We start from the raw sequence: 26,903 nt of genomic DNA, 5'->3' as shown, positions 1-26,903 counted from the left end.
TAGGGCCGCCGTATGGCACCTGTTTGATAGCGGCCATCTCGCACGCGTGCTAAACCGCGCGCTTTTGGCGGTGTGCTGCTGGGCACCGCCGTGACGGAGCGCGTTCTGACCTAGTCCTTGGCGGATCTGTCTCCCGTGGCACCGGCCTCTCCCAAGCGCGGGTGGCGCGGCAGATTGACGGACGCCCGCGGGCGACCAGCTTCCTGATCCAGCCGGCACTGCGAAATCAAGCGCTTCAGGGGCCGCGAATGAACCTGCGTTGCCGGCCTGTTCAGCGCCCGAATCGCCACCTCTGGTCCGCTGCGACCCTCCTGCGCGGGAGGGTTTGCGGGGCGATGCGGGCGCCCGCGATCAGCCTGGCAGAACCGGGGAAAACACCTCAGAAAACCGCAAATTTGTGCGCTGAATGCATCATTGGCGTCTTGACGCGGGCCGGTCCTGTCAGGAGAAATACCCGCATGGCGTTTCTGGCACATATCTTCCGGCTGATCAGGGTGGCTGCTGCATGTGCAGTGATCCTTGTGCTGGGCTTTTCGCTGCCATCCGCCGCGCATGCCGTTGCAGGGCATCACGGCAACACGCCGTCTGTGCACAGTGGCAGCAATCATGACGGCGCTGCCGTAACCGCTGCGGCGCAAGACCTTTCCGAGGCAGGGGCGCATGAGCCCCAGGGGGCGCCGCAAAACGCCGGCGACACTGGAAACTGCTGCTCAGGCGCCTGTATGGCGGTTGCGGTGATCTCCCTGCAGCCGGGGGAAATCGCCCTCAAGCGCCCAGTGCGCTGGAGGCAAGAAGCTTCGCAGCTGCCGTCCCGGCAACAGAATTCCCTGCTGCGCCCGCCAAAAGCCTGAGACATCTGAACCGTTTCTGACGGCCGCTAATCACTCCTGCACATCCATGCAGGAGCCGCGCAGATATTTCTTAGGAAAAACACATGAAATCTCTCTTACTGGCCGGGGCAGGCGCCCTGCTGCTGGGGGCGTGCGCCAAGTCACCGGCGGCGCTGCCCGATACCGCAGCCTTGCAACGTGCTGCCGCGCCCTCCGGCCCCTACCGGTCTCTGAATTACCAGTCCCCTTTCAGGGGATTTGAAAACCACACGCCCCGCGGCCCTGTGTCCTGGCGCGGTGTCAACGAGCAGCAGCAGGAGCGCCACTGATGACAGCGAAAACTTGGCGCGTTCTTTTGGCGTCGCCCCTGGTGCTGGCCGCCTGTTCGGCGGCGGTGCCGGAGAAATACACCAGCCCGCAGGCCGGGTTTCAGGAGGTCGCCAGCCAGACAGCGGCCGCGATCGGCAAGCGTACGGCCTTTGCCCGGACACAGGCCCAGAACGAGGCGCTGGCGAAAGAAGTCCGGCAGTTGGTGCAGGGCAAGACAATCTCTGCCGATACCGCGGTGCAGGCGGCGCTTTTGAACAACAAGGGGCTGCAGGCGTCTTATGCCGCAGTCGGGCTGTCGGCGGCGGAGGCCTGGCAGCAGATGACGCCGGAGAACCCGGTGGTCGCTATCGGCCTGATGGGGATCGGCGCGCCGGAACTGGGCCTGTACCGGGCTCTGGAATCCACCATCGCTGTGAACCTGCTGGACGTGAAGACCCGCAAGCAGCGCATCGCCGTGGCTGAGACGCAGTTCCAGCAGGCGCAGCTGAACGCGGTGAACGACACGCTGGCGCTGGCCGGGCAAACCCGGCAGGCGTGGATCAACGCCGTGGCGGCCTTTGAGCGGCTGAGCTATCTGCGCCAGGCTGGCGAGACAGCAGCGGCGGGGGCAGAGCTGGCCAGCCAGCTGGGTAGGACCGGCGCGCTGAACAAGGCGAGCCAAGCGCGGGAGTTCGCCTTTAACGCGGAGCTTGCAGGGCAGGTGGCCCGCGCCCGGCTGGAGGCAAAGCTTGCCAAGGAGGAGCTGACCCGGCTGATGGGGTTGTGGGGCAGCGATGCCAATTACTATGTGCCCGATGCGCTGCCGCCGCTGCCCAAATCGCTGAGCAAAGTGCCGGCCATCGAAAAGGCGGCGCTGCAGAACCGGGTAGACCTGCAGGTGGCCAAGCTGGGGCTGGAAGCGCAGGCTCGGGCTTTTGGCCTGACAGACCGGACCCGGCTGGTCACCGACCTGGAACTGATCGCTGGGGCCGAGTCCGAGCGCGAGCGGGAGGACGGGGTGACAGACACCGAAACCCTGCCGCAGCTGGAACTGGAGTTCGCCATTCCGGTTTTCGACACCGGCAAAGCGCGGATGCGTAAGGCGGAGCTGTCCTACATGCAGGCGGCCAATGCGCTGGCGGAACGGGCGGTCACTGTCCGCTCAGAAGCCCGCAGCGCAGAGCTGGCCTATCACTCCTCTTACGAGATTGCGCGCCACTACCGCGACGTGCTGCTGCCGCTGCGCCGGACAATCGAGGAGGAAGGGCTGCTGAGTTACAACGGCATGATCACCAGCACCTTCGAACTGCTGACAGACGTGCGCGAAAAGCTGGCGGGCTCGCTGGAAGCGGCCAACGCCAAGCGCGATTTCTGGCTGGCTCAGGCAAATGTCAGCGCCGCGATCTATGGCGGCGGTGCGGAATCAGCTCCGCAGGGCGGCAGCGCCGAGATCGCTGCCGGCGGCGGCGCAGGCCATTGAAAGGATCAAATGACATGATGAACAGACGTCAAATGCTTGGAGCCGGCGCGGCGGGGGCTGCGCTGGTGTCCAGCCAGGCTTGGGGCAAGACCGCGAACATGGGCCTGCCCGAGGCCGCCAGCATGAACAGCGCGGCAACCCAGCCGCCGCTGGCCCCAACCACCGGGCCGGACTACAACCCGGTGGTCACGCTGAACGGCTGGACGCTGCCGTTCCGGATGAACAACGGGGTGAAGGAGTTCCACCTGGTCGCCGAGCCGGTCGAGCGCGAGCTGGCCGACGGCATGATCGCCCACCTCTGGGGCTACAACGGCCAGTCCACCGGCCCCACCATCGAGGCGGTGGAGGGCGACCGGGTGCGGATTTATGTGACCAACAAGCTGCCGGAGCATACCACGGTTCATTGGCACGGGCTGATCCTGCCCTCTGGCATGGACGGGGTTGCAGGCCTCAGCCATCCGGGCATCCCGCCCGGCAAGACCTTTGTTTATGAGTTCGACCTGATCAAATCCGGCACCTTCATGTACCACCCGCACGGGGATGAGATGGTGCAGATGGCGATGGGCATGATGGGGATGTTCATCGTGCATCCCAAGGACCCCGCCTTCATGCCCGTCGACCGGGATTTCCTGATCATGCTGAACGCCTTCGACATCGACCCCGGCTCCTATGTGCCGCGGGTGATGGAGATGACGGACTTCAACCTGTGGTGCTGGAACAGCCGGATCTTCCCGGACATCGACCCGCTGGTGGTCAATCAGGGCGACCGGGTGCGGGTCAGGACCGGCAACCTGACCATGACCAACCATCCGATCCACATGCACGGCTACGACTTCGAGGTCACTTGCACCGACGGCGGCTGGGTTCCGAAAAGCGCCCGCTGGCCGGAGGTGTCGATCGACATTCCCGTCGGCGCCATGCGCGCCTATGAGTTCGACGCGGTGCATCCGGGCGACTGGGCGATCCACTGCCACAAGTCGCACCACACGATGAACGCCATGGGCCACGACATTCCGACCTTCATCGGTGCCGACAAGCGCAAGCTGACCGGCCAGATCCGCAAGCTGCAGCCCGAATACATGCCAATGGGCACCGCAGGCATGGCCGATATGGGCGAGATGTCGATGCCGCTGCCCGACAACACCGTGCCGATGATGGCCGGCTGGGGGCCCTACGGGCCGCTGGAAATGGGCGGCATGTTCTCGGTCGTGAAGGTGCGCGAGGGCATCGCTGCAAACGACTACAGCGATCCCGGCTGGTACGAGAACCCGCCCGGCACCCAGGCCTATGAGTGGACCGGCGAGCTGCCGGACTTTGCCCGCGTGGGAGACGCGCAGACCCGCATTACCCCGAAACCAACCACCAAGGGCTGAGCCCTGGCTTTCTACCAAACCTGACGAGGAGACAGACATGAACAAGATCCTTTCCGCAGCGCTGATTGGCGCTTTTTTCGCCGCCCCGGCCCTGGCCGGCGGCACACACGGCGGCATGGAGGTCGGCAAACCCGGCAAGGCTGCGCAGGCGGACCGCGAGGTCGCCGTCACCATGAAGGAAACCGATGACGGTGAGATGCTGTTTGAGCCGTCCAGCTTTTCCTTTGCCAAGGATGAGACGGTGAAATTCGTGATCACCAACGCCGGCGAGCTGGAGCATGAGTTCGTGCTGGATACGGCCGAGCGCAATGTCCACCACAAGGCGATGATGGCCAAGATGGAGATGGAGCATGACGACCCGAACTCGGTGCGCCTGGAGCCGGGCGCCTCGGGGGAGGTGGTCTGGACCTTCTCCAACGCCGGCACATTTGAGTTCGCCTGCCTGATCCCCGGCCATTACGAATCCGGCATGCACGGGCCGATTGCCGTGCTTGACGGCAACGGCGGGAGCTTCACCAAGGGCACGGTCAAGAAAGTCGATGCGGCGTCTGGCAAGGTCACCATCATCCATGAGGAGCTGGTGAACCTGGAGATGCCAGCGATGACGATGGTGTTCCGGGTGGCGGATGACGCGATGCTGGACCAGCTGAAGGCCGGCGATCCCATCGAATTCGTTGCCGAGCGGATCAAGGGCAAGCTGACCCTGACCGCGCTGAAGTAAACCTGCGGCGGAAGGCGGGCCTGCCCGCCTTCCGTTCACCGATACAAGGACGGCCGATGCCGGAACTCCATTCTCTTGCGCATGACGCGGCGGCGGCGCTGGGCTTCAATTACGACAGCACGGCACCGGCCTGGCTGCACCCGATGATGCATCTGGTGCTGGTGCTGGCCCCTGCGCTGCTGGCCGTGACCCTGGCGGCCCAGGCCGTCTGGCTGCTGCGGCGGCGCCTGCAGGCGGCGCCAGCAGCCGGTGCTGCTGAGCAAGGACTGGATGGCGGCGCATGGGCAGGTCTGCCGCGCCAGATCCTGCGCACAACCGGGCGGCATCAGATGGTTCTGGTCCTGCTCAGCCTGACCGCGATGCCGATCCTTTACCTCACCCTGGAACTGCCCAAGCAGATCGTGAACCGTGTCTTCGAAAGCCAGGATATCGCAGTTCCGGTCCTGGGGTTCGAGCTCTCGCAGGTCTCGCTGCTGTTTCTGCTGTGCGGCGCCTATCTGGCGGCCATCTCGCTCAATGGCCTCAACAAATACTGGCTCAACATCAGCAAGGGCCGGGTTGCCGAGCGTTTTGTGCGCCGCCTCCGCCTTGCCGTTTACCGGCAGTGGCGGCGGGACCGGCCCGAACGGCGCAAGCCTGCCGTCATGCCGGTTCTGGGCCCCGAGGTCGAGCCGGTCGGCGGCTTTGCCTCAGAACTGCTGACGGTGCCGCTGCTGCAAGGCGGGACGCTGGCGACGATCCTTCTGTTCATGTTCGTGCAGGACCCGATCCTGGCGGCGGCTGCGCTGACGGTGCTGCCGCTGCAACTGATCATTGTCCCGCGGCTGCAGCGGCGGGTGAACACAGTGTCCCGCAAACGGATCCGCGAAATGCGCATGCTGGGGGAAATCCTGGACCGGGACATGCGGGCTTCGGGGCAGGGCGCGCTGCCGGCCGCGCGCAGTTTCCGGCAGTTGCAGGACCTGCGCCTGCAGATCCACCGCCTCAAATTTCTGGCCAAGGCGATCAATAACTTCCTGACCGCGCTGACGCCGTTCCTGTTCTACTCCCTGGGTGGCTATTTCGTGCTGCAGGAGCGGGTTTCGCTGGGTGCGCTTGTGGCAATGCTGTCGGCGCACAAGGAATTCTCCTCGCCGCTGAAGGATCTGTTCCGGTTTTACCAGCAAAGCGAAGACGTGCGGATCCGCTACCAAGAGATCCGCGCCTTTGCCGCGCCCGCGGGCGCGGCAGCTGGATTTGCGCAAGCTGCGGGCCGTCCCTGCTACACCCCGGCCCCTGCCCATTGCGGCACGTCATTCACCCACCAAAGAAAGACTCCCTTATGAGAAAGATCTTTGCCATCACAGCCGCCGCTGCCGTGGCAGCCGCCGCGGTCTATTTCGTCTACAGCAGCGCAGGCGGAGACGATGCAACCTCGCAGCGCGCCGTGCTGGAGCCCGGCGCGCCGCTGACCGCGGTTCAGCTGCCGCCGGAGTTGAGTGATACTGCCATGATCGGCAAGCGCGCCTTTGACGCGGTCTGTGCCGAGTGCCACGGCGATAGCGCTGCGGGCCGCAATGGCATGGGGCCGCCGCTTGTTCACAAAATATATGAGCCCTCGCACCATGGCGATGCGGCCTTCATGATTGCGGTCCGCAACGGCGTGCGCGCGCACCACTGGAAGTTCGGCAACATGCCTGTGCAGCAGGGGCTGACCGATGCCGACGTCAAGGGCATCACCAGGTATGTGCGGGAACTGCAGCGGGCCAATGGGATTGACTAGATCCGATGCGGCCTGTGCCCGGGCTGTGCCGTCAAACCAGCAGCGCGTCGCCTGATTGCGGCGCAGAAACCGCCCCCCAGCTGTCGGCGGCCTGAAACCAGTCAAAGCTGTCAAGCTGGTCGGCAATATTGCTGCGGCCGTCGATGGCGCGGATGAATTCGATTCCGAATACGGTGATGCCGAGGCTGTTCAGCACAGCATCGGCGCTGCCGGCGCTGAACGCTGCATAATGCGCCGCATCCAGAACGAGGTAGAGCGTATCCGACCCCGCCCCGCCGCGGAACGTGTCCGCCGAAGCGCCGCCGCCGCCAGCCAGCGCGGCTTCGGTGAAAATGAAGGTGTCGTTGCCCCGGCCGCCAATCGCCAAATCGCTGCCGCGGCCATCCGCGATCACATCGTTGCCGCCGCCGCCGCGCAGTTGGTCATTGCCATCGCCGCCGCTGAGGATGTCGTCGTCCCGGTTGCCTTGCACGGTGTCATTACCGCTGCCGCCCAGGAGCACATCGTTACCGCTGCCGCCCCGGATGCCGTCATTTCCGCTGCCGCCGGCCACGGCATCATGGCCCCCGCCGGCGCGGATGGTGTCATCGCCGCCGAGCGCGAAAATGGCGTTGTCCTTGGCCCCCCAGCCCCGGTCCGTTGCGCCGCCGTCCAGCAGCGCGGTCTTGCCGCCGCCCATGACGAATTCGCTGTAGGCGCCCCACAGCTGATGCGCGGTCTCGGCCGGGTGGATCGCGTCCCATGCCAGAACCTGATCGCTGTCAAAGGGGCTGCCGTCGATCAGGTAATCGGTCCGCTCCGCAAGGATGCCGAAACCCGCCGGATCCTCGGTCAGGGCTTCCGAGACGGCAGATAGGTCGACCGCCCGGGCGTCAGTCCCGGTGCTGCGAAGATCAGAGATAGTGTCCGCTATCAGGCCGTTAAAATTGCTAATGAGGAGGCAGGCAAAGCCGGTGTACAAGGGGGAGAGCGTGTCAAACTCCGGATAAAAGCCTGCCCGCGGCTGGGTTGCCAGGAACACTGTCCCGACACCGGCGGTGCTGAGCGTGTTCGCCGCGGCGGTGATCTGCGCGATCAGACCTTCGATCACCGGGGTTGCCAGAGCCAGGAAGCCGGCCTCGGTGGTGATCTGCTGGTCTTGCACGGTGTCCAGCAGGGAGGTGAAGTCATTGCCCCCGATCAGCAGAAACGCCGCCGAGTCCGCCGGCACGCCGCCAGCGGCATCTTCTGCGAAATCCGAAATCTGCGCTTCCAGGTCAATCCTGTCCTCAAGCAGCCCGTCGCCCAGGGCCGTCGCCGTTGCGACTGCATAGTTCTGAACCTCGAACCCGCCCAGGGCAGCGGCATAGCTGGCATGGGTCAGTGCATTGGTCACCGCGCCTGCGGGTCCGATTTCAGAGAAGCTGGCAATAACGGTCTGTCTGGCCTCGGTCTTGGCCTGTGCGCGCAGCGCGTCCAGTTCCTGTGATGACGGGATGCTGCCGAAATCAAGGATCAGACCGGTCAGAATGACCGGCTCGATCACCGACGCCAGAAGGTTTACGGCGTTGCCCTCATCCGTCAGGCTGTCGCCGAAATAATAGACTCGTGAAAATGGTGTCATAAACCTGCACTCCCGGCGCCGCCGGGGCTGCGCCCGTTACTGATAACCTGAAGACTGGAAGAGGCGCGGCCGTCCCACTGACGTGCGAATCCGGTTTCGCTGCCCTAGCGCGTTCCGGGTTTTATGCTGCCATTGCGGGCCGTCCAAAGCAAGGATTTCGGATTGGAGCGAACGCGGGCCAAATGCGCAAAGGGCGCACGGCCCCTTAGCGCAGCAGGCAGCCGCCGCCATCAGGCGGGCGGATCTTGGTTGCGCACCGCCGCCTTCACGGTTTGCAGGATGCCGGCGAGGCCTGCCTTTGGCACACCGCCAAAGGCCAGCCGCAAGGCCTGCGGCGCGGCTGCGGTGGCCGCAAACGGCTCGGCACCCGATACCGAGATCGCCTGCTCCTTCAGCTCTGTCACGATGGGCTGCGCGCGCACGCCCTTGCCGAGCGGCAGCCAGGCAAAGCCCGCGTTCCGGTGCGCAAGGACGGGCATGTCTGCAAAAACGCTTTTGAGGATCGACTGACGCTCAGCCCCGTCGCGCCTGCGGTTTTCTTCGCACTGGCTGAGCGTGCCGTCTTCGATCCATCCGGTCACCAGCGCGGAAACCAGCGCCGGGGCGTTCCAGGTCGTGGCGCGGATTACTTCGAGCAGCGGCGCGGTGTGCGCGGGCGGCGCAACCATATACCCCAGCCGCAGCCCGGTCGCGAGGTTCTTGGAGAACCCGCCGATGTACACGGTCCTGTCCGGCGCCAGCGCCAGCAAGCTGGGCGGCGGGTCAGGCTCCAGAAAGGCGTAGGCGGCGTCTTCGATGATGAGAAGGCTGTGGCGCTCGGCAACGGCAAGCAGACGGCGGCGCGCTGCCTCATCGATGACCGCCCCAAGCGGGCTTTGGACCGTCGGCATCAGATAGACCGCGCGGATCGTGCGCTGGCGGCAGTGCCGGTCCAGATCGTCCGGATCCATGATGCCCTGCGGTGAGCTGACCGGCACAAGCTCTAGGCCGCGCAGGGCCGCGGCGGATTTGAAACCGGGATAGGTGAGGGCATCGGCGGCAATGGCATCGCCGGGCCGGAACAGCCCCAGGCAGACGGCGGCCAGGCCGTGCTGGCTGCCCGATGTGACCAGCAGCCGGTCCGCGTCGATGGGGCCAAGGCGTGGGAAGAGGTGCCCGGCAATGATCCGGCGCTCATGCATCCGCCCGCCGTGGGGCTGATAGCGCAGCATCGCCTCCAGGTCGCCCGCGGCAGCCAGCCGCCGCAGCCCGGCGCGCAGCATGGCGGCGTCGGCGGGATCGCCGGGCATGTTTAAAACCAGGTCGGTGACCCCTTCAGCCGCGGATTGATGAACGCCAAGCGTCATGGGCAGGCCGGGGTCGCGCACAAATGTGCCCCGGCCGGTTTCGCCGGCGACCAGCCCCCGGCTCTCAAGCTCCTTGTAAACCCGCGTCGCGGTGGCCAGGGCGACGCCGGATGCCTCGGCAAAGGCCCGGTGCGTTGGCAGTCTGGACCCGGGCGCCAGCTTGCCCTCGCGGATCGCCTTGGACATCAGGTCGGCAAGCCGGATGTATCTGGCTTTGCTCATCGGGGCGCTGTCATTAGTACAATGGAAAAATTGTCATGGATTGAGCCTCGTGGCATCCCGGTCTCAAGTCAACCTTGAGGTTCGCGTCATGCCCCGTTTCCTGTCTGCGTCTTTGCTGGCCCTGTGCCTGTTCACGGTGACCTTTGCCGTCAATCTTCAGGCCCCGCTGTACGAGGTCTATGCGGCTGGCAGCAGTCTTGGGGCAACGGCGGTGACGGTGGCCTTTGCGGCCTATGCCGCGGGGCTGATGCCGGCACTGCTGCTGCTTGGGGGGCTGTCGGACCGGATCGGGCGCCGCATTCCGGTGGCGCTGGCGCTGATCCTTGGCGGGGCGGCCACCGGATTGCTGGTTCTGGCCCCGGGCTGGCCCAGCCTGGTCGCCGCGCGGGTACTGCTGGGGGCCGGGACAGCGCTGGCGACCACTGCCGGAACCGCCTGGATGACAGAGATCCTGGGCAACCGGCGGGCCCGCACGGCGGCTTTGACCGTTACCTCGGCAACGTCGCTGGGGTTCGGCGGCGGCGCGCTGGCAACCGGGATCTGCCTGGCGGTGCAGGGGGTGGTGCTGGTCCCGGTCAGCTATGTTGCCTTGCTGGCCGCCGCGCCGGTCCTGGCCGCGCTGATCTTTGCCCTGCCGCGGGCGGACCGGCCGCAGAGGGTATCGCTGCTGCGCTTGCCGGTGTTTCCGTCCGGCACCTGGGTCTATGGCGCCGCGATGGCGCTGGCCTGGTCCGCCACCGGAATGACCATCGCCGTGGTGCCATTGCAATTGGCGGCGCACGGCCTGGGCGGCTGGACCGGGCTGGTGATTTTCCTGGCAATCTTTACCGGCTTCCTGTGCCAGCCGGTTGCCCGCCGTCTGTCCAACAGCCAGGCGCTTGCCGCCGGGTTTGTTCTGGTTCCGCTTGGGTTCCTGGCGCTGCTGGCGGGGGTGTGGCTGCAGGCGCTGGTCCTTGTGCTGGCCGGAACCTGCATCACCAGCGCGGCGAGTTACGGGTTCACGTATCTGGCGTCCCTGGCAGAGGTGTCGCAGCGTGCGCCGGAAGACCGCGCCCGCGCCACAGCAGGTCTGTTTGCCTATGCCTACTGCGGGTTCTCGCTGCCGGTGATTGCCAGCGGTGCGCTGGCGGACATGCTGGGGCTGTTGCCCGCGCTGGCCGTCTTTGCCGCGGCGCAAGTGGCGGCGGCGCTGACCATCGCTGGCATCTGGAAACGGCACTCCGCGCCGCGCCGCGGCAGCTTGGGAGGTCTCCGCTTGAAAAAGATCTTTAGCGGGTCCTGAAGGGGAACATGCTGGAACCGCAGAAGGCAAAGTTCACGGACCGCGCACTGGACCGCGTTCCCGGCACCCTTTTGCGCAGGTTATGCACGAGCTGCGGGCCGGATTGGCCGCCTTGCGAAGGCGGAGGCGGTGCCGGACAGTCTGAGTAAGTCTTTGCTCAGGCTCAGCTATTCCTTTCTTGCATAGCCCTGATGTGAGTCCTGCATACCCTATGCGATATAGGCATTTCACAGTTCCCGCCGCGCAGGCTAGCGTTTGCGGCATAATCACAGGGGAGTATGCCTAATGACGAAATTTGTCAGAAGCCTGGCGGCTGCTGCGGTGGTGGCGATGGCACCGGTTGCCTATGCCGAAACCACCGTGCGCGTTGCCTATGACGCTGACCCGGTCTCGCTGGATCCGCACGAGCAGCTGTCCGGCGGCACGTTGCAGCTGTCGCACATGGTCTTTGACCCGCTGGTGCGCTGGACCCAGGACCTGCAGTTCGAACCGCGCCTGGCCGAAAGCTGGGAACAGATCGACGAGACCACCATGCGCTTCAAGCTGCGCAGCGGCGTGACCTTCCACAGCGGCAATGCGCTGACCGCCAAGGACGTCGACTGGACCTTTGACCGTCTGAAGCAAAGTGACGATTTCAAGGGCATCTTCGCCCCCTTCACCGATGTCGAAGTCGTTGACGACATGACCTTCGACCTCAAGACCTCGGAGCCGTATCCGCTGGTCCTGCACACCGCGACCTACATCTTCCCGATGGACAGCGCCTTCTATTCCGGCACCACCGCTGACGGCAAGGACAAGGCCGAAGTGGTCAAGCACGGCGACAGCTTTGCTTCGCGCAATGTCTCCGGCACCGGCCCCTTCATCGTCTCCGAGCGTGAGCAGGGCGTGCGCGTCGTGTTCGACCGCTATGCTGACTACTGGGACACCGAAAGCGGCGGCAACGTCGACAAGATCGTGCTGACCCCGATCAAGGAAGACCCGACCCGCGTGGCAGCCCTGCTGTCCGGCGACGTGGACTTTATCGCGCCGGTTCCGCCGACCGACCTGAAGCGCGTGGAAGAGGCCGAGGGCGTTGACCTGATCACCATGCCCGGCACCCGCATCATCACCTTCCAGATGAACCAGAACCGCGTCGAAGCCTTCAAGGACGCCCGCGTCCGTCAGGCGATCGATTATGCGGTGAACAACGCAGGCATCGTTGACCGCATCATGCGCGGCTTCGGCACCGTCGGCGCGCAGGCCAGCCCGGCCGGTTACCTGGGTTATGACGAGGCGCTGGCACCGCGTTTCGACCTGGAAAAAGCCAAGGCGCTGATGGCTGAGGCAGGCTATGCCGATGGTTTCTCGATCACCATGATGGCGCCGAACAACCGCTATGTGAACGACGACAAGATCGCGCAGGCGGTGGCTTCGATGCTGGCACAGATCAACATCAAAGTTGACCTGCAGACCATGCCCAAGGCGCAGTACTGGCCGGCGTTCGACGAGCGCGCAGCAGACATGATGATGATCGGCTGGCACGCGGATACAGAAGACTCTGCCAACTTCCATCAGTTCCTGACCGCCTGCCCGGATGAAGCAACCGGCAACGGCCAGTACAACTCCGGCAACTACTGCAACGAGGAAGCCGACAAGCTGATGAACCAGGCCAATGCGGAAACCGATCCGGAGAAGCGTGCGGAGCTGCTGCAGAAGCTGGAAGGCATCCTGTACAACGAAGCGGCGTTTATCCCGCTGCACTGGCAGAACCTTGCTTGGGGCGCCAAGTCCGGCATGAACGCGGCAGAAATCGTGAATGCGCTGGACTTCCCCTACTTCGGTGACCTGGTTGTCGAAACCGGCAGCTAAGCCACTGAAAAGACTCGGGCCGGTCTCCCCCGGCCGGCCCGGGCCACCCCTATAACAAGCGGCCGCCAAGGCTGCGATTGCAGGCTCCGCCGGTCCCTTCGGCATTGCGGCCTGCGCTGTCATCGAACTCTACAAAGGTCAGGAAGATGTTTGCCTATCTCGCCAAGCGAGTGATTCAGGCGATTGCGGTGATGTTCGTCATCTCGCTGATTGCTTTTGCCATCCAGGGCAACCTGGGCGACCCGCTGCGCGAGCTGGTCGGCCAGTCGGTGTCCGAAGAAGTGCGCCAGCAGCTGCGCGATGAACTGGGGCTGAACGACAGCTTCGTGACCCAATACCTGCGCTTTGCCGGCAATGCGCTGCAGGGCGATCTGGGCACCTCCTATTTCTTCAAGGAGCCGGCGCTGGACGTGATCCTGAAGAAGCTGCCCGCGACATTGGAGCTGGTGTTTGGGGCCACCCTGATCATCATCGGCTTCTCGGTGCCGCTGGGCGTTTATACCGCGATCAAGCCGGACAGCATCCTGAGCCGCGTCATCATGGGCCTGTCGATTGTCGGTATCTCGATCCCGGTGTTCCTGACCGCCATCCTGATGATCTTTGTCTTCTCGGTGGAATACGGCTGGTTCCCCTCCTACGGGCGCGGCGACACCGTGCATGTCTGGGGCTATTGGGAGACCAACTTTGCCACCGCCGACGGCTGGATGCACATCATCCTGCCCTCCGTTGCGCTGGCGTCGATCATGCTGCCGCTGTTCGTCCGCCTGATCCGGGCCGAGATGATGGAAGTGCTGCAGTCGGAATACGTGAAATACGCCAAGGCCAAGGGCATCAACCCGTGGCGCATCTACTTTGTGCATGCGCTGAAGAACACGCTTCTGCCGGTGATCACCGTGGGCGGCGTGCAGATCGGCACCATGGTGGCCTACACCATCCTGACCGAGACGGTGTTTCAGTGGCCGGGCATGGGCTTCATGTTCCTTGAGGCGGTGAACCGTGTCGATACCCCGCTGATCGTGGCCTACCTGATTGTTGTCGGCTTCATCTTTGTGGTCACCAACACCATCGTCGACCTGATCTATGGGCTGGTGAACCCGACCGTGAATATTGCGAGGATGGGCGCATGAGTACCGAAACGCTGAACCCGAAATCCGAACCATCGCGCTGGTCCAAGGTCTGGAACTCAAACATGGGCTACAGCTTCCGCCGCAACCCGGTGGCGGTGGTCAGCATGGTTGTTTTCCTGGTGATTGCTGTGGCGTCCTTCCTGGCGCCGATGATCGCGCCCTATGATCCCTACGATCCGGGGTCCATTGACATCATGAACTCGGAATACCCGCCGGTCTGGATCGACGGCGCGCTGCCGGAATTCATGCTGGGCACGGATGACCAGGGCCGCGACCTGTGGTCGACGATCCTGTACGGCACCCGCCTGTCGCTGCTGATCGGCATCTGCGCGGTGGCGCTGCAGGCCTTTCTGGGCATCTCCATCGGGCTGCTGGCCGGCTATGTCGGCGGCCGCCTGGACAGCCTGCTGATGCGCCTTGCCGATATTCAGCTGTCGTTCTCGACCCTGATGGTGGCGATCATCTTTCTGGCGGTCACGCAGGCGATGTTCGGCTCCGACACCTTCAACCGCTATGCCGTTGTCTTCCTGATTGCGGTGATCGGGGTGGCGGAATGGCCGCAGTACGCCCGCACCGTGCGCGCCACCGTGCTGGCCGAGAAGAAGAAAGAATATGTCGACAGCGCCCGTGTCCTCGGCTTCGGGCCGATGCGGATCATGGTGCGGCACATCCTGCCGAACTCGCTGTCGCCGATCTTCGTGATTTCCACCGTGCAGGTCGCCAATGCGATCATCTCCGAGGCCTCGCTCAGCTTCCTTGGCCTGGGCATGCCGCCGAGCCAGCCGTCGCTGGGCTCGCTGATCTCTTCCGGCTTCGACTACATCTTCTCCGGCAGCTGGTGGATCACCGCCATTCCCGGCGTGGTGCTGGTGGTTCTGGTTCTTGTCATCAACCTGCTGGGCGACTGGATGCGCGACGTCCTGAACCCGAAACTCTACAAGGGGTAACGCGATGAGCCTTCTTTCCGTTCGCGACCTCACCGTCAAATTCGCCATGCGCGACCAGACGGTTACTGCCCTAAACGGCATTTCCTTCGATCTGGCCAAGGGCGAGCGTCTGGGCATCGTCGGCGAAAGCGGCGCCGGCAAGTCAATCACCGGCTTTTCGCTGATGAACCTGCTGAGCCGCCCGGGCTATATCGACAGCGGCCAGATCCTGTTCGACGGCGAGGATGTCGTTCAGATGAACGACAAGCGCCTGCGCAACCTGCGCGGCAACCGGATGGCGATGATCTTTCAGGATCCGATGGTCACGCTGAACCCGGTGCTGACCATCGGCCAGCAGATGATCGAAACCCTGATGGCGCACCGCAAGCTGAGCCGCGAGGAAGCGCGCCAGATTGCCATCGTCAAGCTGCGCGAGGTCTATATTCCGTCGCCGGAGGAGCGGCTGGAACAGTACCCGCACGAGCTGTCGGGCGGCATGCGGCAGCGGATCATCATCGCCATCGCGCTGCTGCTCGATCCGCAGCTGATCATCGCGGACGAACCCACGACGGCGCTGGATGTGACCATCCAGGCCGACATCATGGAGCTGATGCTGGAGCTGTGCCAGTCCAACCAGGTGGGGTTGATCCTGATCACCCACGACCTGGGCGTGGTCAGCCAGATGACCGAGCGCACGCTGGTGATGTATGCAGGCCGGATCATCGAAGCCGGACGCACCCGCGAGATCATCAACGACCCGCAGCACCCCTATACCCAAGGCCTGATCAACGCGCTGCCGCAGCAGACGGTGCCGGGCCAGCGGCTGAAGCAGATCCCAGGCAACATGCCGGGCCTGGCCAGCATTCCCCAGGGCTGCGCCTTCAACCCGCGCTGCAAATACGCCACCGACCTGTGCCGCAGCCGGGTGCCGGAAATCGTGCAATACGGTGAGGTCGCAGTGGCCTGCCATGAGGTGCAGCGCCTGCACAGCGATGAAGACCGTCAGGAGGCACGGGCATGAAGGACGCAAACACTGACCGCCCGCTGCTGGAGATCCAGAACCTGGAAAAGCGGTTCGATCTCGATCACGGGTTCCTGGAGACGCTGAAGTTCAAAAAGGGCAAATTCGTGCGGGAAACCCGCTCGGTCCACGCGGTGAACAACATCACTCTGGACGCCAACCGCGGCGAGGCGCTGTGCGTTGTGGGCGAATCGGGCTGCGGCAAGTCGACCGTGGCGCGGCTGGTGGCGGGGCTGCTGACCCCGACGGCGGGCGAGATCCGCTATGACGGGCAGCGCATCGACAACCTGTCGCGCGGCGAGATGCAGCCTTTGCGCAAGAAGATCCAGATGATCTTCCAGAACCCCTATGCCTCGCTCAACCCGCGCATGACCATCCGGCAGGCGCTGGAAGAGCCGGTGCGCCATCACTTTCCCAACGCCTCGGCGGCCGAAGTGCGCGACAAGGTGACCGAAGTGATGCTGTCGGTCGGCGTCGATCCCAGCTGGGCCAAGCGCTATCCGCATGAATTCTCCGGCGGTCAGCGCCAGCGTATCGCCATTGCCCGCGCCCTGACGGTGGACCCCGAGTTCATCATCGCGGACGAGCCGATCAGCGCGCTGGATGTCTCGATCCAGGCGCAGGTGCTGAACCTGATGCTGGAAGCCAAGGAAAGCCGCGGTCTGACCTACCTGTTCATCACGCATGATCTGAGTGTGGTGGAGCACTTCGGAACCCGTGTTGCGGTTCTTTACCTCGGGTCGGTTTGCGAAGTTGCGGACACCGCGACATTGTTCTCCAGCCCCAAACACCCCTATACTCGGGCCTTGCTGTCCGCGGTGCCGCAGCTGAAGGACGACCGGCCGAACCATATCCGCCTCAAGGGCGAGATCCCGACGCCGATCAACCTGCCGACAGGCTGCCCGTTCCAAAGCCGCTGCGCCTTTGCGGACGCACGATGCAAGAGTGAAAAGCCGAAAGCCATTCACCAGCCCGATGGCAGCCTTGTTGCCTGCCACGCTGTCGAAGAAGACAGGCTGGATGCGGTGGCCGCCGGCTAGGACGGGACGCTAGTTGGACATCATCTGGCTTAAGGATTTCGAGGCTTTGGTCGCGTGCAAGAATTTCTCGCGCGCGGCCGAAGAGCGCAATGTCAGCCAGCCGGCTTTCTCCCGCCGCATCCGGGCGCTGGAGAATGAAATCGGCGTGCGGCTGATCAACCGCGAGACCCTGCCGCTGACGCTGACCCCGGCAGGGGAGGTGTTCCTGTCCCAGTCCCGCATCATGGTGCGCACCTACGAGGAAACCATCGAGCGCTGCCAGACCATTGATGCGGCGGGCGAAAACGTGATCCGCTTTGCGGCGTCGCAGTCGCTGTACATGACCCATTACAAGACCCTGATCGCACCCTTGGCGAGCGAGGGCGGGGTGGATACCGACCTCAACTCCACCTCCTGGGCCGCCGATCAGTTCGTGAGCGCTTTGCAGCAGGGCTATTGCGATGTGATCCTGACCTACTGGCATCCGTCGATGGATTTCCTGGGGCCGCTGGAGGTCGCTAACTTCGAATACCTGACCCTGTCGACCGACCGCTATGTGCCGGTCTCGCGCACCGCCGCGGACGGCACGCCGGAGTTTGGATTTGCGGCCGGCAGCAAGGACGCGGTGCCGCTGCTGTCCTATGGCGCGGTGTCCGCCCTGCGCTCGGTGCAGGAGTTCGCGCTGACCCAGCTGCTGCCCACGCAAAAGGTCTTTGTCGTCAATCAGAACGCGCTGGCCAACAGCGTCAAGGCGATGATCCAGGAGGGGTTCGGCATGGGCTGGCTGCCGCTGAGCCTGTGCCGCCAGGAGATCGCCTCCGGCCGTTTTGCCATCGTCGACGAGCGGTTGGGCACTGACCTGGAAATCCGTCTCTACCGGGATCCTCGCAGCACCAAGCAGACGCTGGATGTGCTGTGGAAGCAGCTGAAACGCTCCGCAATGAAAGCCGCCTGAGCGCCGAAACAGGCGCCCGCCTGGGCTGCTGTTTCGTATTGGCGGTATGCTAAAAACAACAAAGGCGCCCTTGGGCGCCTTGTTTTATTGGTCGGAGTGAGAGGATTCGAACCTCCGACCCCTGCCTCCCGAAGACAGTGCTCTACCAGGCTGAGCTACACTCCGACCGTGGGGGCGAAATAGCCCAGGGCGCGGGGTTTGACAAGGGCGATTCCACAGAAAGATGCGGTTTTTGAGAATTCTTTTTAGCGGCTTGGGGCAGGGGGCCGGCGGGCATGAAAAAGCCCCGCGCGGACAACCGGGCGGGGCTTGGAGTGATCCGGAGAATGTCCTGAAATCAGAGGCTTGCGTCCAGCGCAGCGACCACGGCGTCGCCCATCTGGCTGGTCGAGACGGGCTCTACGCCTTCGCTGGCCAGCAGGTCCGCGGTGCGCACGCCGTCGGCCAGAACCTTCTCGACCGCAGCTTCCAGGCGGTCGGCTTCGGCGCCCTGGTCGAAGCTGTAGCGCAGCGCCATGGCAAAGCTCAGGATGCAGGCAATCGGGTTGGCCTTGCCCTGGCCCGCGATGTCGGGGGCGGAGCCGTGCACGGGCTCATAGAGCGCCTTGGGGCGGCCGTTTTCCATCGGTGCGCCGAGGGAGGCGGAGGGCAGCATGCCAAGCGAGCCTGTCAGCATTGCGGCGCAGTCGGACAGGATATCGCCGAACAGGTTGTCGGTCAGGATGACGTCGAACTGCTTGGGTGCGCGCACCAGCTGCATGGCGCCGTTGTCGGCGTACATGTGGGACAGCTCGACCTCCGGGTAATCTGCAGACACACGGGTCACAACCTCGCGCCACAGGATGCCGGATTCCATCACGTTGGCCTTCTCCATCGAGCAGACCTTTTTGTTGCGGCGCATCGCCAGCTCGAACGCGGAGCGGGCAGCGCGCTCGATCTCGCTCTCGGTGTAGCGCTGGGTGTTGATGCCGACGCGCTCGTTGCCTTCCTCGAAGATGCCGCGCGGCTCGCCGAAGTAGACGCCGGAGGTCAACTCGCGCACGATCATGATGTCGAGGCCCGCGACGATATCCTTCTTCAGCGAGGAGAAATCCGCCAGCGCGTCAAAGCACTGCGCCGGGCGCAGGTTGGAGTAGAGGTCCATTTCCTTGCGCAGACGCAAGAGGCCGCGCTCGGGCTTCACCGAGAAGTCCAGGTTGTCATAGGCCGGGCCGCCGACCGCGCCCAGCAGCACCGCGTCGACGTCCTGGGCCTTGGCCATGGTCTCATCCGCCAGCGGCTTGCCGTGCTTGTCATAGGCCGCGCCGCCGACCAGATCCTCGCTCACATCGAACTGCAGGCCGCGCTTGTCGCCAAACCAGGTGATGATCTTGCGCACCTCGGCCATGACTTCGGGGCCGATCCCGTCGCCGGGCAGAATCAGAATCGATGGGTTGGGCATGGGGATCCTCCTAAAAACAGCTGGCAAGGGCGTAGCGGGACAGCGGGGCAGGGTCAATAACGGCCCTGGGAAATAAAGGAGCTGAGGAGGATTTGCCTGCGCAACGAAATGGCGGCGCGGCGGATCAGTCCAGCAACAAATCCACCCAGACCAGCCGGTGGCGGCTGGCGAGGGCCGCGGCATCGTCCGGGCCTTCGGGCCAGGCAATGCCGCTGGCGGCAACCGTCAGCCCGGCGGAGGGCAGCACATAATCCACCCGCATCTGCCCAACGCCTTGCCAGGCCACCGTTGCGGTGCCCTGCGGGCTGTGCGGCTGCGGGTCCTGCAGACGCGGGTCTGCCAGCAGGCTGCGGATGGCTTGTTTGCGGCCTTCGCCCTGGCCGGGGTCAAGGTTGGCGTCCCCGGCAATGACAAAGGGCGCTTCGGGTACCGGTCCCAGCCGGCCGTCCAGCAGCAGCTGCCACAGGCGGATTTCGTCGTGATTGCGCCGCCCGTTGCGGTCTTCCGGCCCGTCAAAGACCGGCGGGGCGGCATGGAAGGTCATCACATTCAGCCAGCGGCCATCCGGCAGTTCCACCGGCACCAGCCAATGCCCGGTGGAGGACAGCCGCTGCACGGCCTGCGCCTCTGGCGAGGGGAAGGGGCGGCCGTCCGGGTGCTGAGGCAGCAGCGCGTCCGGCAGATCGCGCCACAGCAGGGCAGAAAAGTCGCGGACCCCCTCGTGGCCGATGGGAAGACGCGACAGCAGCGCAATGCCGCCCTGGCCGCGGAACCGGCCAAAGCCCTGGTTGTCGCGCGGCCCGCCGGCCCGGCCGTCGCCATCCAGATCCAGCGGCGCCGGGGGCGGCAGGCCTGCGTTGGGCTGCAAAGCCACGCGGTACGGAAAGCCCAGGCCCTGGTCCGCCAGCCGTCCGGCCAGCGCGGCGAGCGCCCGGCCTTCATAGTCCCAGTCAATTCCTTGCAGCGCCAGCACATCCGGCTGCACCGCGGTGATCACCTCCGCAACCGCGGCAACCTGCGGGTCGGTGCCGCGTTCGATATCGCGCAGCAGCAGCCCCGGCCCGTCGCGTGACAGCTCTGTGTTGAATGTCGCGATGCGCAGGGTTTCAGCCTGGCCCGAGGCGGCGGCGAGTGTCAGAAGGAGGCCTGCCGCCAGCTGCCTCATGCAGTTTGCATCGCCGCATCCGCATTGCTGCAGGCGGCACGGCGCTTGCGCGCGATCAGACCGGCTATGCGCAGCATCGCCATCCCGCGCATGATCATCGAGGCGGGCACCAGCGCCCAGGCGCTGATCACCCAGATCAGCATATGCGGTGCCGCCAGCATTCCGGGATCCACCAGACCCGAGGCGAGCTTGACCGCGGCGGGCAAAGCGAAGGGCAGCAGCACGCCGCCGACGATATTTATCCGCCCGTCGCGCTGCAGCCGCTGCACCACATCGCCGCCGGTGGTGGGGTCGAACAGGGGCAGATTGACCCAGACATTGAAGGCGCCGTTGCCCACCGGCCAGTTCCCGATCCGGATCACCAGCGCAAAGACGGCAATCGCCAGGCCGGCAATCAAACACGCCAGCCCGGCGGCATCGCGCACCATCAGCACCGTGGCCTCGGGCACCTGCGGCGGCATCATCAGCACCGCTAGCTGCACCGGCGAGTAGGCAAAGTCCAGCTGGCTGCCCAGCCAGCCGCCCAGCCGCTGCACCAGCGCTGTCAGCCCGGTCGGGGCCAGCGGATGTGCTGCCAGCAAGCTCAGCGCGCCGACGGTGACGGCAGCAGCGGCAAAGCGCATCCGGTTGATCGGCGGGGCATTTCGGAACTCCACGAAGCTGGGGAAGTGGGAGACGTACTCGCTGAAGGCCAGGGCCGAACCCAGCAAGGCAATGAACAGGATGATCTCAGGCGACTCGGTCGCGGCCGCCGGCAGAATCAGCGTCGGCATCGCGAACAGCATGGCCACCAGTATGCCGCGGAACGCCGCGCCTGTGATGCGTGCAAACACGTCTTCGTTTCCCTTCAAACCGGCGCGGGCGTTTTCGCCTCTGGGTCCGGATTTGAAGCCCCCCGGTAGGGTCCGGGGTGCTCTGCCTCATTTTTGCCCTGATGGTGCCGGTTGGCGGTATTCCGCTCAAGGCCCGGCAGTGCGGCAGGGGGCACTTTGACCGCGGGACTGGTGCGGGATTGCATCAGCGCCTTGGCGCAGAGAACTTGAACCCTCGGGCGGGCTACCAGATGCTGTAGTTTCAGGGTTTTCCTGCACAAGAGTGGAGCGGCTGCTGACATGCCGTGCGATTCTGTTGGCGCGGCAAACGAAAGAGCCGCCCGTGCGGGCGGCTCCATTGAGTCTTAGGTATTGCAGCGGGAATCAGACCCAGGGGCGCTCCTGTGCCGCCTTTGCCTCGAAGGTCTTGATCGAGTCGGCTTTTTCCAGGGTCAGGCCGATGTCGTCCAGCCCGTTCAGCAGGCAGTGCTTCTTGAAGGGATCCACGTCAAATTTGATCACGTCGCCGTCTGAGGTGGTGATCTCCTGCGCTTCTAGGTCCACCGTCATACGGGCGTTCTCGCCCTTCTCCGCGTCGGCCATCAGGATGTCGACCTGCTCCTGCGGCAGCACGATCGGCAGGATGCCGTTCTTGAAGCTGTTGTTGAAGAAGATGTCGGCGAAAGAGGTGGACACGATGCACTTGATGCCGAAATCGGCAATGGCCCACGGCGCGTGCTCGCGCGAGGAGCCGCAGCCGAAGTTGTCGCCAGCCACCAGGATCTCGGCGTTGCGGTATTGCGGCTTGTTAAGCACGAAATCCTCGATCTCGGTGCCGTCGCGGTTATAGCGCATCTCGTCGAACAGGTTCTTGCCGAAGCCGGTGCGCTGAATGGACTTCAGGAACACCTTGGGGATGATCATGTCGGTGTCGATGTTGACCAGCGGCATCGGTGCGGCAACGCCTTGGATCTTTGTGAACTTTTCCATGCTTCTGGCTCCTTACATCAGCTCGCGCACGTCGGTCAGCTTGCCGGTCAGGGCAGCGGCGGCGGCCATAGCAGGGGACACCAGGTGGGTGCGGCCCTTATAGCCCTGGCGGCCTTCGAAGTTCCGGTTGGAGGTTGCGGCGCAACGCTCGCCCGGGGCCAGCTGGTCGGGGTTCATCGCCAGGCACATGGAGCAGCCGGCAAGGCGCCACTCGAAACCGGCATCCTGAAAGATCTCGGCCAGGCCTTCTTCCTCGGCCTGCGCCCGCACCAGGCCGGAGCCCGGAACGATCATGGCGCGCATGCCGTCCTTGATCTTCTTGCCCTTCACCACATCAGCCACGGCGCGCAGATCCTCGATGCGGCCGTTGGTGCAGGAGCCGATGAACACGGTGTCGATCTCGATGTCGGTCAGTTTCTGGCCCGGGGTGAGGCCCATGTACTCGATCGAGCGGCGCGCCGCCTCGACCTTGCCGCCGGTGAAGTCCTCGGGGTGCGGCACGACGCCGGTGATCGGCAGCACGTCCTCGGGCGAGGTGCCCCAGGTCACGACCGGCTGGATGTCTTCAGCCTTCAGGGTGATCACCTTGTCGAAATGCGCGCCTTCGTCGGTGTACAGGGTCTTCCACCAGTTCAGCGCCGCTTCCCACTGGGCGCCTTTCGGGGCGTGCGGGCGGCCTTTGACATATTCAAAGGTGGTCTCGTCCGGCGCGATCAGGCCTGCTCGGGCGCCGCCTTCGATCGCCATGTTGCAGACGGTCATGCGGCCTTCCATCGACAGATCGCGGATCGCTTCGCCGCAGTATTCGATGACATAGCCGGTGCCGCCGGCGGTGCCGGTCTCACCGATCACCGCCAGGGTGATGTCCTTGGCGGTGACGCCCGGCTTCAGCTTGCCGGTGATCTCCACCTTCATGTTCTTGGACTTCTTCTGGATCAGCGTCTGGGTGGCCAGCACGTGCTCCACCTCGGAGGTGCCGATGCCATGCGCCAGCGCGCCGAAGGCGCCGTGGGTGGCGGTGTGGCTGTCGCCGCAGACAACGGTCATGCCGGGCAGGGTCCAGCCCTGTTCCGGGCCGACGATGTGCACAATGCCCTGGCGGACGTCATCCACCGGGTAGTAATGCACGCCGAATTCCTTGGCGTTCTTGTCGAGCGCCTCAACCTGGATGCGGCTTTCCTCGTTCTCGATGCCTTTGGCGCGGTCCAGCGTGGTCGGCACGTTGTGGTCCGGCACCGCGATTGTCTTTTCGGGCGCGTGCACCTTGCGGCCGGCCATACGCAGACCTTCGAACGCCTGCGGGCTGGTCACTTCGTGGACCAGGTGGCGGTCGATATAGAGCAGGCAGGTGCCGTCCTCTGCTTCATGCGCAACATGCGCATCCCAGATCTTGTCATAGAGTGTCTTGGGGGACATGGGTCCTCTCCCGTGATGTATTGGATATGCTGGCTTAGGGCTGGGCAGGCGCCTTATAGGCGCGCCAGGACCGTGCGGGCGGCGCCAAAGAAACGCTCGCGCAGGCGGGCGCGGTCTTGCAGCTGGATCTTTTGGGCCAATACGAGGGTCATGGCTGTCAGATACATCCGCAAGCTCCGGCAATCAAGATTCGTTCTCTCACGCCCGGCTTGCGCAAGGGGCCGGACCGGTGCCGCCCGGCTGCCGCCAGGGCCGGGCGCGGTTCTGTCCCAAGCTTGCGGCGTCTCTGCTTGATCGAAACCGGCAGGAACGGCAGACTGCAGAGAAAACAGGGGGGCTTGATGGAGCCGGAGGAGCAGATCCAAACCAAGGACGCGCTGGCAGAAGGCGCCGCTGAAGCGATCGAACTTGGCCAGCAGCTGTGGGAGTTCGCCGCTGGCGGCGCCGAACTGCTGCTGCGGCCCTGGAACGCCTATCAGGTCGGGATCGGGCTGGCGCTTTTTATCCTGGCGACCGTGATCGCGCGGCCCATCAGTCAGGCGTTTCACAACTGGCTGCGCGGGCGCGAAGGCTGGCCGCGCTGGCGGATGCGCCTGGGGCTGGTGGTGCACAAGCGGATCCGCGGGCTGCTGTTCGTGGTGCTGATCTGGACGGTTGTTCTGATCATGCAGGAGACCACGTGGCCCAGCCGCTCGCGCCTGCTGTTAGTGGCGGCCAACCTGTCTCTGGCCTGGCTGATCGTCTCCTTCGCCACCCGGCTGGTCGGAAACCCGCTGCTGCGCAATATGGTGAAATACGGCGCTTGGGTATGGATCACACTGCGCATCCTGGGGATCACACAGGAGGCCACGGCGCTGCTGGACAGCGTTGCCATAGATTTCGGCGACCTCAGGATCTCGCTGTTTCTGGTGGTGCAGGCCATTGTTATCCTCGGGGTGATGCTGACCCTGGCGCGGGTGATTTCGCAGGTTGCGGCAAACCGGATCCGCTCCAACTCCGAAATTTCCCCGTCGATGCAGGTGCTGGGGGCCAAGCTGGCTCAGATCCTGCTGTTCGGCGGCGCGTTTTTCATCGGTCTCAAGGCGATTGGCATCGACCTTACCGGTCTGGCGGTGCTGTCGGGCGCCATTGGTGTGGGCCTTGGTTTTGGCCTCCAAAAAGTGGTGTCGAATCTGGTGTCCGGCCTGATCATCCTGTTGGACAAGTCGATCAAGCCTGGCGATGTGATCTCGCTGGGCGACACCTTTGGCTGGATCAACGCGCTGGGCGCCCGTTACGTCTCTGTTGTGACCCGCGACGGGCGCGAATACCTGATCCCGAACGAGGATCTGATCACCACGCAGGTGGTGAACTGGTCGCATTCGGACAGGTTCGTCCGCTTGGACCTGACCTTCGGGACCGCCTATGGCGATGATCCGCACAAGGTCCGCAAAATCGCGATCGAGGCGGCCTCCAGCGTGAACCGGGTGCTGCAGTACGGCAGCAAGAAGCCGGTCTGCCACATTACCGGGTTCGGCGACAGCAGCGTGGATTATGTGCTGCGGTTCTGGATCGACGACCCCACCGGCGGGCTGACCAATATCCGCGGCAACGTCTTTCTGGCGCTGTGGGATGCGTTTCAGGCCCAGGGCATCTCAATCCCCTTCCCGCAGCGCGAAGTGCGGATGCTGAATGACCCGCTGCCGGTCAGGGTTGCACCTGACGGAAATGAGGAGTAAAGCCCATGGCTTGCATCGCCGGGCCGGGTTTCATTGAAAATTTACCCACTGGTTGCTACATTATTAACAGGCCCGGCGCCGGGGCTTCGCGGCGCGTTGCAAGGAGGACTATGTCCTGTCACCCGTACCTCATGCGGCGGATGCCGCTGTTAATGGGGCAGCCGTGATGGCCGCCCAGTCCCAGCCCACCAGCGAACAGCTGCTGGAGCGGATTCTCTCCTCACTCAGCGATGACAAAGCCGAAGATGTTGTGCAGATCGACCTGCGCGGCAAAACCTCGATTGGCGACTATATGGTGCTGGCTTCCGGCCGCTCCACCCGCCAGGTCGCAGCGATGTCGGAAAAACTGATGGACCGGCTCAAACAGGAGTTCCGGATCAACTGCAAGGTCGAAGGCAAAGATACAGGCGACTGGGTGCTGATCGACACAGGCGATGTGATTGTCCATCTCTTCCGCCCGGAAGTGCGCGAGTTCTACCAGCTCGAAAAGATGTGGATGCCCGCAGGTGCCGCGCCGGCGCCGGCAGCCCCGGCGGCCGAGGACTGATCCCAGGCTGAACAAATGCAGGCCCGCGCGCAGGGTGCGGGCCCGATGGCTTCAGGCCGGGTAACTTCAGGCCCGGTAACTTCAGGACTGTCATGCGTCTGCATATCTGTGCGGCCGGACGTTTGCGGTCCGGCCCGGAAAAATCCCTCATCGACGACTATCTGGCCCGGTTTGACCGGACCGGCCGCGCGCTGGGCCTGGGGCCTGCGCGGGTGGTGGAGATTGAGGACAAGAAGAACGCAGGCATGGCGGCAGAGGCCGCGCTGCTGCGCAAGGCGCTGCCCAAGGGCGCGGTGATCTGCACCCTGGACGAGCGCGGCAAGCTGCTGTCCTCGCCGGATTTTGCGGACAAGCTGGCCGGCTGGCGCGACAGCGGCCGCCAGGATCTGGCGCTGATCATCGGCGGCGCGGATGGGATTGATCCCAGCCTGCGGGCAGAAGCCGATTTCTCGATCTCCTTCGGCAAGATGGTCTGGCCCCACATGCTGGTGCGGGTGATGCTGACGGAGCAGATCTACCGCGCTGCGACCATACTGGCGGGCAGCCCCTATCACAGGGTGTGAATGCGCCTTTGGGCGCATGCCTGCGGCGCGAGTATTTCTTAGAAAGATGAAGTCAGGGCAGGGTGAGGACGTATGTGTCCTTGCCCCAGCCGTCCACCAGGCAGCGGGCCTGGATCTGCACTTGGGCTGTGCCCTCCGGGATCTGAACGCCGCTGAGCGAGCGGGTAAAGGGTTGCTCTTGCTCATGCGGATGCGCCAGCACGCGCAGGCCCAGTTCGGTTCCGTCCATGCCGAGCACCCGCCAGCCGTCGGCGTAATGCTCCCATCCGGTGTCCGGGTGCGACAGCGTCACGCTGAAGATCCAGCCGCCGCCGGATTGGCGGGCCGTGGCGCCTTCAATAACCGGTTCAGCGGCGCGCGCGGGCAGGGCAGCAGCGCAGAGCGCGCCGGTCAGCAGCAGGGATTTCATCCCCGCACCATAGCGGCG

Annotated in this window: 26 protein-coding genes and 1 tRNA gene; 17 read left to right on the top strand and 10 right to left on the bottom strand. The window is 64.5% G+C overall.

What is annotated here, in order from left to right; all coding sequences use genetic code 11:
* The first annotated feature begins 248 nt into the window (after positions 1 to 248).
* From R2C4_RS15585 to R2C4_RS15555, 7 genes are all read left to right on the top strand, one after another.
* A complete protein-coding gene (locus R2C4_RS15585; protein ID WP_141891358.1) occupies positions 249 to 851 on the top strand; it encodes a hypothetical protein in 603 nt (200 codons plus the stop codon).
* A gap of 83 nt (positions 852 to 934) precedes the next feature.
* Positions 935 to 1,159: a hypothetical protein gene (locus tag R2C4_RS15580; RefSeq protein ID WP_141891357.1), complete on the top strand. Its 225-nt coding sequence runs from the start codon at positions 935 to 937 to the stop codon at positions 1,157 to 1,159.
* The gene (locus R2C4_RS15575; protein WP_141891356.1) at positions 1,159 to 2,619 is read left to right on the top strand and encodes a TolC family protein; all 1,461 of its coding nucleotides are present in this window, start codon (positions 1,159 to 1,161) and stop codon (positions 2,617 to 2,619) included. The genes R2C4_RS15580 and R2C4_RS15575 overlap by 1 nt, the downstream gene beginning before the upstream one ends.
* Before the next feature lie 14 nt (positions 2,620 to 2,633).
* Positions 2,634 to 3,992, top strand: coding sequence for a multicopper oxidase family protein (locus R2C4_RS15570; protein ID WP_141891355.1), 1,359 nt, complete (start codon positions 2,634 to 2,636; stop codon positions 3,990 to 3,992).
* Positions 3,993 to 4,029: 37 nt separating this feature from the next.
* The gene (locus R2C4_RS15565; protein WP_141891354.1) at positions 4,030 to 4,713 is read left to right on the top strand and encodes a copper-binding protein; all 684 of its coding nucleotides are present in this window, start codon (positions 4,030 to 4,032) and stop codon (positions 4,711 to 4,713) included.
* A 56-nt stretch (positions 4,714 to 4,769) separates the two neighbouring features.
* Complete coding sequence (locus tag R2C4_RS15560; protein ID WP_244940737.1) at positions 4,770 to 6,038, top strand: 6TM ABC transporter family protein; 1,269 nt, start codon at positions 4,770 to 4,772, stop codon at positions 6,036 to 6,038.
* Positions 6,035 to 6,475 (top strand): c-type cytochrome, encoded by a 441-nt coding sequence (locus R2C4_RS15555; protein WP_141891353.1) that lies wholly within the window; start codon positions 6,035 to 6,037, stop codon positions 6,473 to 6,475. Before R2C4_RS15560 ends, R2C4_RS15555 begins: the two co-directional genes overlap by 4 nt.
* A gap of 31 nt (positions 6,476 to 6,506) precedes the next feature.
* On the opposite strand, the gene R2C4_RS15550 is transcribed toward R2C4_RS15555, so the two are convergent.
* Positions 6,507 to 8,078, bottom strand: coding sequence for an SGNH/GDSL hydrolase family protein (locus R2C4_RS15550; protein WP_141891352.1), 1,572 nt, complete (start codon positions 8,076 to 8,078; stop codon positions 6,507 to 6,509).
* Between the two features lie 230 nt (positions 8,079 to 8,308).
* Entirely contained in the window at positions 8,309 to 9,646 is a 1,338-nt protein-coding gene (locus R2C4_RS15545) for an aminotransferase-like domain-containing protein (protein ID WP_141891351.1), read from the bottom strand.
* Positions 9,647 to 9,734: 88 nt separating this feature from the next.
* On the opposite strand from R2C4_RS15545, the gene R2C4_RS15540 reads away from it, so the two are divergent.
* From R2C4_RS15540 to R2C4_RS15510, 7 genes are all read left to right on the top strand, one after another.
* Positions 9,735 to 10,928: an MFS transporter gene (locus R2C4_RS15540; RefSeq protein ID WP_141891350.1), complete on the top strand. Its 1,194-nt coding sequence runs from the start codon at positions 9,735 to 9,737 to the stop codon at positions 10,926 to 10,928.
* 285 nt (positions 10,929 to 11,213) lie between these two features.
* Complete coding sequence (locus tag R2C4_RS15535) at positions 11,214 to 12,776, top strand: ABC transporter substrate-binding protein (RefSeq protein WP_141891349.1); 1,563 nt, start codon at positions 11,214 to 11,216, stop codon at positions 12,774 to 12,776.
* Positions 12,777 to 12,922: 146 nt separating this feature from the next.
* Positions 12,923 to 13,903, top strand: coding sequence for an ABC transporter permease (locus tag R2C4_RS15530; protein WP_058284859.1), 981 nt, complete (start codon positions 12,923 to 12,925; stop codon positions 13,901 to 13,903).
* Positions 13,900 to 14,850, top strand: coding sequence for an ABC transporter permease (locus R2C4_RS15525; protein WP_141891348.1), 951 nt, complete (start codon positions 13,900 to 13,902; stop codon positions 14,848 to 14,850). The genes R2C4_RS15530 and R2C4_RS15525 overlap by 4 nt, the downstream gene beginning before the upstream one ends.
* A 4-nt stretch (positions 14,851 to 14,854) precedes the next feature.
* On the top strand, positions 14,855 to 15,850 hold the full coding sequence (locus R2C4_RS15520) for an ABC transporter ATP-binding protein (protein WP_141891347.1): 996 nt from the start codon (positions 14,855 to 14,857) through the stop codon (positions 15,848 to 15,850).
* On the top strand, positions 15,847 to 16,890 hold the full coding sequence (locus R2C4_RS15515) for an ABC transporter ATP-binding protein (RefSeq protein WP_141891346.1): 1,044 nt from the start codon (positions 15,847 to 15,849) through the stop codon (positions 16,888 to 16,890). The genes R2C4_RS15520 and R2C4_RS15515 overlap by 4 nt, the downstream gene beginning before the upstream one ends.
* 13 nt (positions 16,891 to 16,903) lie before the next feature.
* The gene (locus R2C4_RS15510) at positions 16,904 to 17,824 is read left to right on the top strand and encodes a LysR family transcriptional regulator (RefSeq protein WP_141891345.1); all 921 of its coding nucleotides are present in this window, start codon (positions 16,904 to 16,906) and stop codon (positions 17,822 to 17,824) included.
* Between the two features lie 88 nt (positions 17,825 to 17,912).
* Here R2C4_RS15510 and R2C4_RS15505 read toward each other — a convergent pair.
* From R2C4_RS15505 to R2C4_RS15475, 7 genes are all read right to left on the bottom strand, one after another.
* Positions 17,913 to 17,989 (bottom strand) — tRNA-Pro (locus R2C4_RS15505).
* Between the two features lie 172 nt (positions 17,990 to 18,161).
* Positions 18,162 to 19,265 (bottom strand): 3-isopropylmalate dehydrogenase, encoded by a 1,104-nt coding sequence (gene leuB / locus R2C4_RS15500; protein ID WP_058284864.1) that lies wholly within the window; start codon positions 19,263 to 19,265, stop codon positions 18,162 to 18,164.
* A 124-nt stretch (positions 19,266 to 19,389) separates the two neighbouring features.
* Positions 19,390 to 20,430: an endonuclease/exonuclease/phosphatase family protein gene (locus R2C4_RS15495; RefSeq protein WP_141891344.1), complete on the bottom strand. Its 1,041-nt coding sequence runs from the start codon at positions 20,428 to 20,430 to the stop codon at positions 19,390 to 19,392.
* The gene (locus R2C4_RS15490; RefSeq protein ID WP_141891343.1) at positions 20,427 to 21,263 is read right to left on the bottom strand and encodes a hypothetical protein; all 837 of its coding nucleotides are present in this window, start codon (positions 21,261 to 21,263) and stop codon (positions 20,427 to 20,429) included. Before R2C4_RS15490 ends, R2C4_RS15495 begins: the two co-directional genes overlap by 4 nt.
* A 363-nt stretch (positions 21,264 to 21,626) precedes the next feature.
* On the bottom strand, positions 21,627 to 22,232 hold the full coding sequence (gene leuD, locus R2C4_RS15485) for a 3-isopropylmalate dehydratase small subunit (protein WP_141891342.1): 606 nt from the start codon (positions 22,230 to 22,232) through the stop codon (positions 21,627 to 21,629).
* Positions 22,233 to 22,244: 12 nt separating this feature from the next.
* A complete protein-coding gene (leuC, locus tag R2C4_RS15480) occupies positions 22,245 to 23,648 on the bottom strand; it encodes a 3-isopropylmalate dehydratase large subunit (RefSeq protein WP_141891341.1) in 1,404 nt (467 codons plus the stop codon).
* A gap of 53 nt (positions 23,649 to 23,701) precedes the next feature.
* Complete coding sequence (locus R2C4_RS15475; protein ID WP_008555672.1) at positions 23,702 to 23,815, bottom strand: hypothetical protein; 114 nt, start codon at positions 23,813 to 23,815, stop codon at positions 23,702 to 23,704.
* A gap of 174 nt (positions 23,816 to 23,989) precedes the next feature.
* On the opposite strand from R2C4_RS15475, the gene R2C4_RS15470 reads away from it, so the two are divergent.
* The 3 genes from R2C4_RS15470 to rlmH all read left to right on the top strand — a co-directional run bounded on the left by R2C4_RS15470 (position 23,990) and on the right by rlmH (position 26,476).
* Positions 23,990 to 25,366: a mechanosensitive ion channel family protein gene (locus R2C4_RS15470; protein WP_141891340.1), complete on the top strand. Its 1,377-nt coding sequence runs from the start codon at positions 23,990 to 23,992 to the stop codon at positions 25,364 to 25,366.
* A 166-nt stretch (positions 25,367 to 25,532) separates the two neighbouring features.
* Positions 25,533 to 25,913 (top strand): ribosome silencing factor, encoded by a 381-nt coding sequence (gene rsfS, locus R2C4_RS15465; protein ID WP_058284869.1) that lies wholly within the window; start codon positions 25,533 to 25,535, stop codon positions 25,911 to 25,913.
* A 92-nt stretch (positions 25,914 to 26,005) separates the two neighbouring features.
* Entirely contained in the window at positions 26,006 to 26,476 is a 471-nt protein-coding gene (rlmH, locus tag R2C4_RS15460; protein WP_141891339.1) for a 23S rRNA (pseudouridine(1915)-N(3))-methyltransferase RlmH, read from the top strand.
* A 52-nt stretch (positions 26,477 to 26,528) separates the two neighbouring features.
* Here the strand turns inward: rlmH and R2C4_RS15455 are convergent, their stop codons facing one another.
* Positions 26,529 to 26,885, bottom strand: coding sequence for a hypothetical protein (locus R2C4_RS15455; RefSeq protein ID WP_141892113.1), 357 nt, complete (start codon positions 26,883 to 26,885; stop codon positions 26,529 to 26,531).
* Between the last annotated feature and the right edge of the window lie 18 nt (positions 26,886 to 26,903).

The sequence above is a fragment of the Leisingera aquaemixtae genome (assembly GCF_006740765.1).
Classification (GTDB): domain Bacteria; phylum Pseudomonadota; class Alphaproteobacteria; order Rhodobacterales; family Rhodobacteraceae; genus Leisingera; species Leisingera aquaemixtae.
Note: the sequence above shows the minus strand (reverse complement) of the source record. Positions and strands in the feature narration are given on the sequence as shown.

Bases quoted from the DNA above. Each gene is read 5' to 3' on its own strand.
- R2C4_RS15585 (WP_141891358.1), top strand. From the start codon at position 249: ATGAACCTGCGTTGCCGGCCTGTTCAGCGCCCGAATCGCCACCTCTGG.
- R2C4_RS15580 (WP_141891357.1), top strand. From the start codon at position 935: ATGAAATCTCTCTTACTGGCCGGGGCAGGCGCCCTGCTGCTGGGGGCG.
- R2C4_RS15575 (WP_141891356.1), top strand. From the start codon at position 1,159: ATGACAGCGAAAACTTGGCGCGTTCTTTTGGCGTCGCCCCTGGTGCTG.
- R2C4_RS15570 (WP_141891355.1), top strand. From the start codon at position 2,634: ATGATGAACAGACGTCAAATGCTTGGAGCCGGCGCGGCGGGGGCTGCG.
- R2C4_RS15565 (WP_141891354.1), top strand. From the start codon at position 4,030: ATGAACAAGATCCTTTCCGCAGCGCTGATTGGCGCTTTTTTCGCCGCC.
- R2C4_RS15560 (WP_244940737.1), top strand. From the start codon at position 4,770: ATGCCGGAACTCCATTCTCTTGCGCATGACGCGGCGGCGGCGCTGGGC.
- R2C4_RS15555 (WP_141891353.1), top strand. From the start codon at position 6,035: ATGAGAAAGATCTTTGCCATCACAGCCGCCGCTGCCGTGGCAGCCGCC.
- R2C4_RS15550 (WP_141891352.1), bottom strand. From the start codon at position 8,078: ATGACACCATTTTCACGAGTCTATTATTTCGGCGACAGCCTGACGGAT.
- R2C4_RS15545 (WP_141891351.1), bottom strand. From the start codon at position 9,646: ATGAGCAAAGCCAGATACATCCGGCTTGCCGACCTGATGTCCAAGGCG.
- R2C4_RS15540 (WP_141891350.1), top strand. From the start codon at position 9,735: ATGCCCCGTTTCCTGTCTGCGTCTTTGCTGGCCCTGTGCCTGTTCACG.
- R2C4_RS15535 (WP_141891349.1), top strand. From the start codon at position 11,214: ATGACGAAATTTGTCAGAAGCCTGGCGGCTGCTGCGGTGGTGGCGATG.
- R2C4_RS15530 (WP_058284859.1), top strand. From the start codon at position 12,923: ATGTTTGCCTATCTCGCCAAGCGAGTGATTCAGGCGATTGCGGTGATG.
- R2C4_RS15525 (WP_141891348.1), top strand. From the start codon at position 13,900: ATGAGTACCGAAACGCTGAACCCGAAATCCGAACCATCGCGCTGGTCC.
- R2C4_RS15520 (WP_141891347.1), top strand. From the start codon at position 14,855: ATGAGCCTTCTTTCCGTTCGCGACCTCACCGTCAAATTCGCCATGCGC.
- R2C4_RS15515 (WP_141891346.1), top strand. From the start codon at position 15,847: ATGAAGGACGCAAACACTGACCGCCCGCTGCTGGAGATCCAGAACCTG.
- leuB (WP_058284864.1), bottom strand. From the start codon at position 19,265: ATGCCCAACCCATCGATTCTGATTCTGCCCGGCGACGGGATCGGCCCC.
- R2C4_RS15495 (WP_141891344.1), bottom strand. From the start codon at position 20,430: ATGAGGCAGCTGGCGGCAGGCCTCCTTCTGACACTCGCCGCCGCCTCG.
- leuD (WP_141891342.1), bottom strand. From the start codon at position 22,232: ATGGAAAAGTTCACAAAGATCCAAGGCGTTGCCGCACCGATGCCGCTG.
- leuC (WP_141891341.1), bottom strand. From the start codon at position 23,648: ATGTCCCCCAAGACACTCTATGACAAGATCTGGGATGCGCATGTTGCG.
- R2C4_RS15475 (WP_008555672.1), bottom strand. From the start codon at position 23,815: ATGTATCTGACAGCCATGACCCTCGTATTGGCCCAAAAGATCCAGCTG.
- R2C4_RS15470 (WP_141891340.1), top strand. From the start codon at position 23,990: ATGGAGCCGGAGGAGCAGATCCAAACCAAGGACGCGCTGGCAGAAGGC.
- rsfS (WP_058284869.1), top strand. From the start codon at position 25,533: ATGGCCGCCCAGTCCCAGCCCACCAGCGAACAGCTGCTGGAGCGGATT.
- rlmH (WP_141891339.1), top strand. From the start codon at position 26,006: ATGCGTCTGCATATCTGTGCGGCCGGACGTTTGCGGTCCGGCCCGGAA.
- R2C4_RS15455 (WP_141892113.1), bottom strand. From the start codon at position 26,885: ATGAAATCCCTGCTGCTGACCGGCGCGCTCTGCGCTGCTGCCCTGCCC.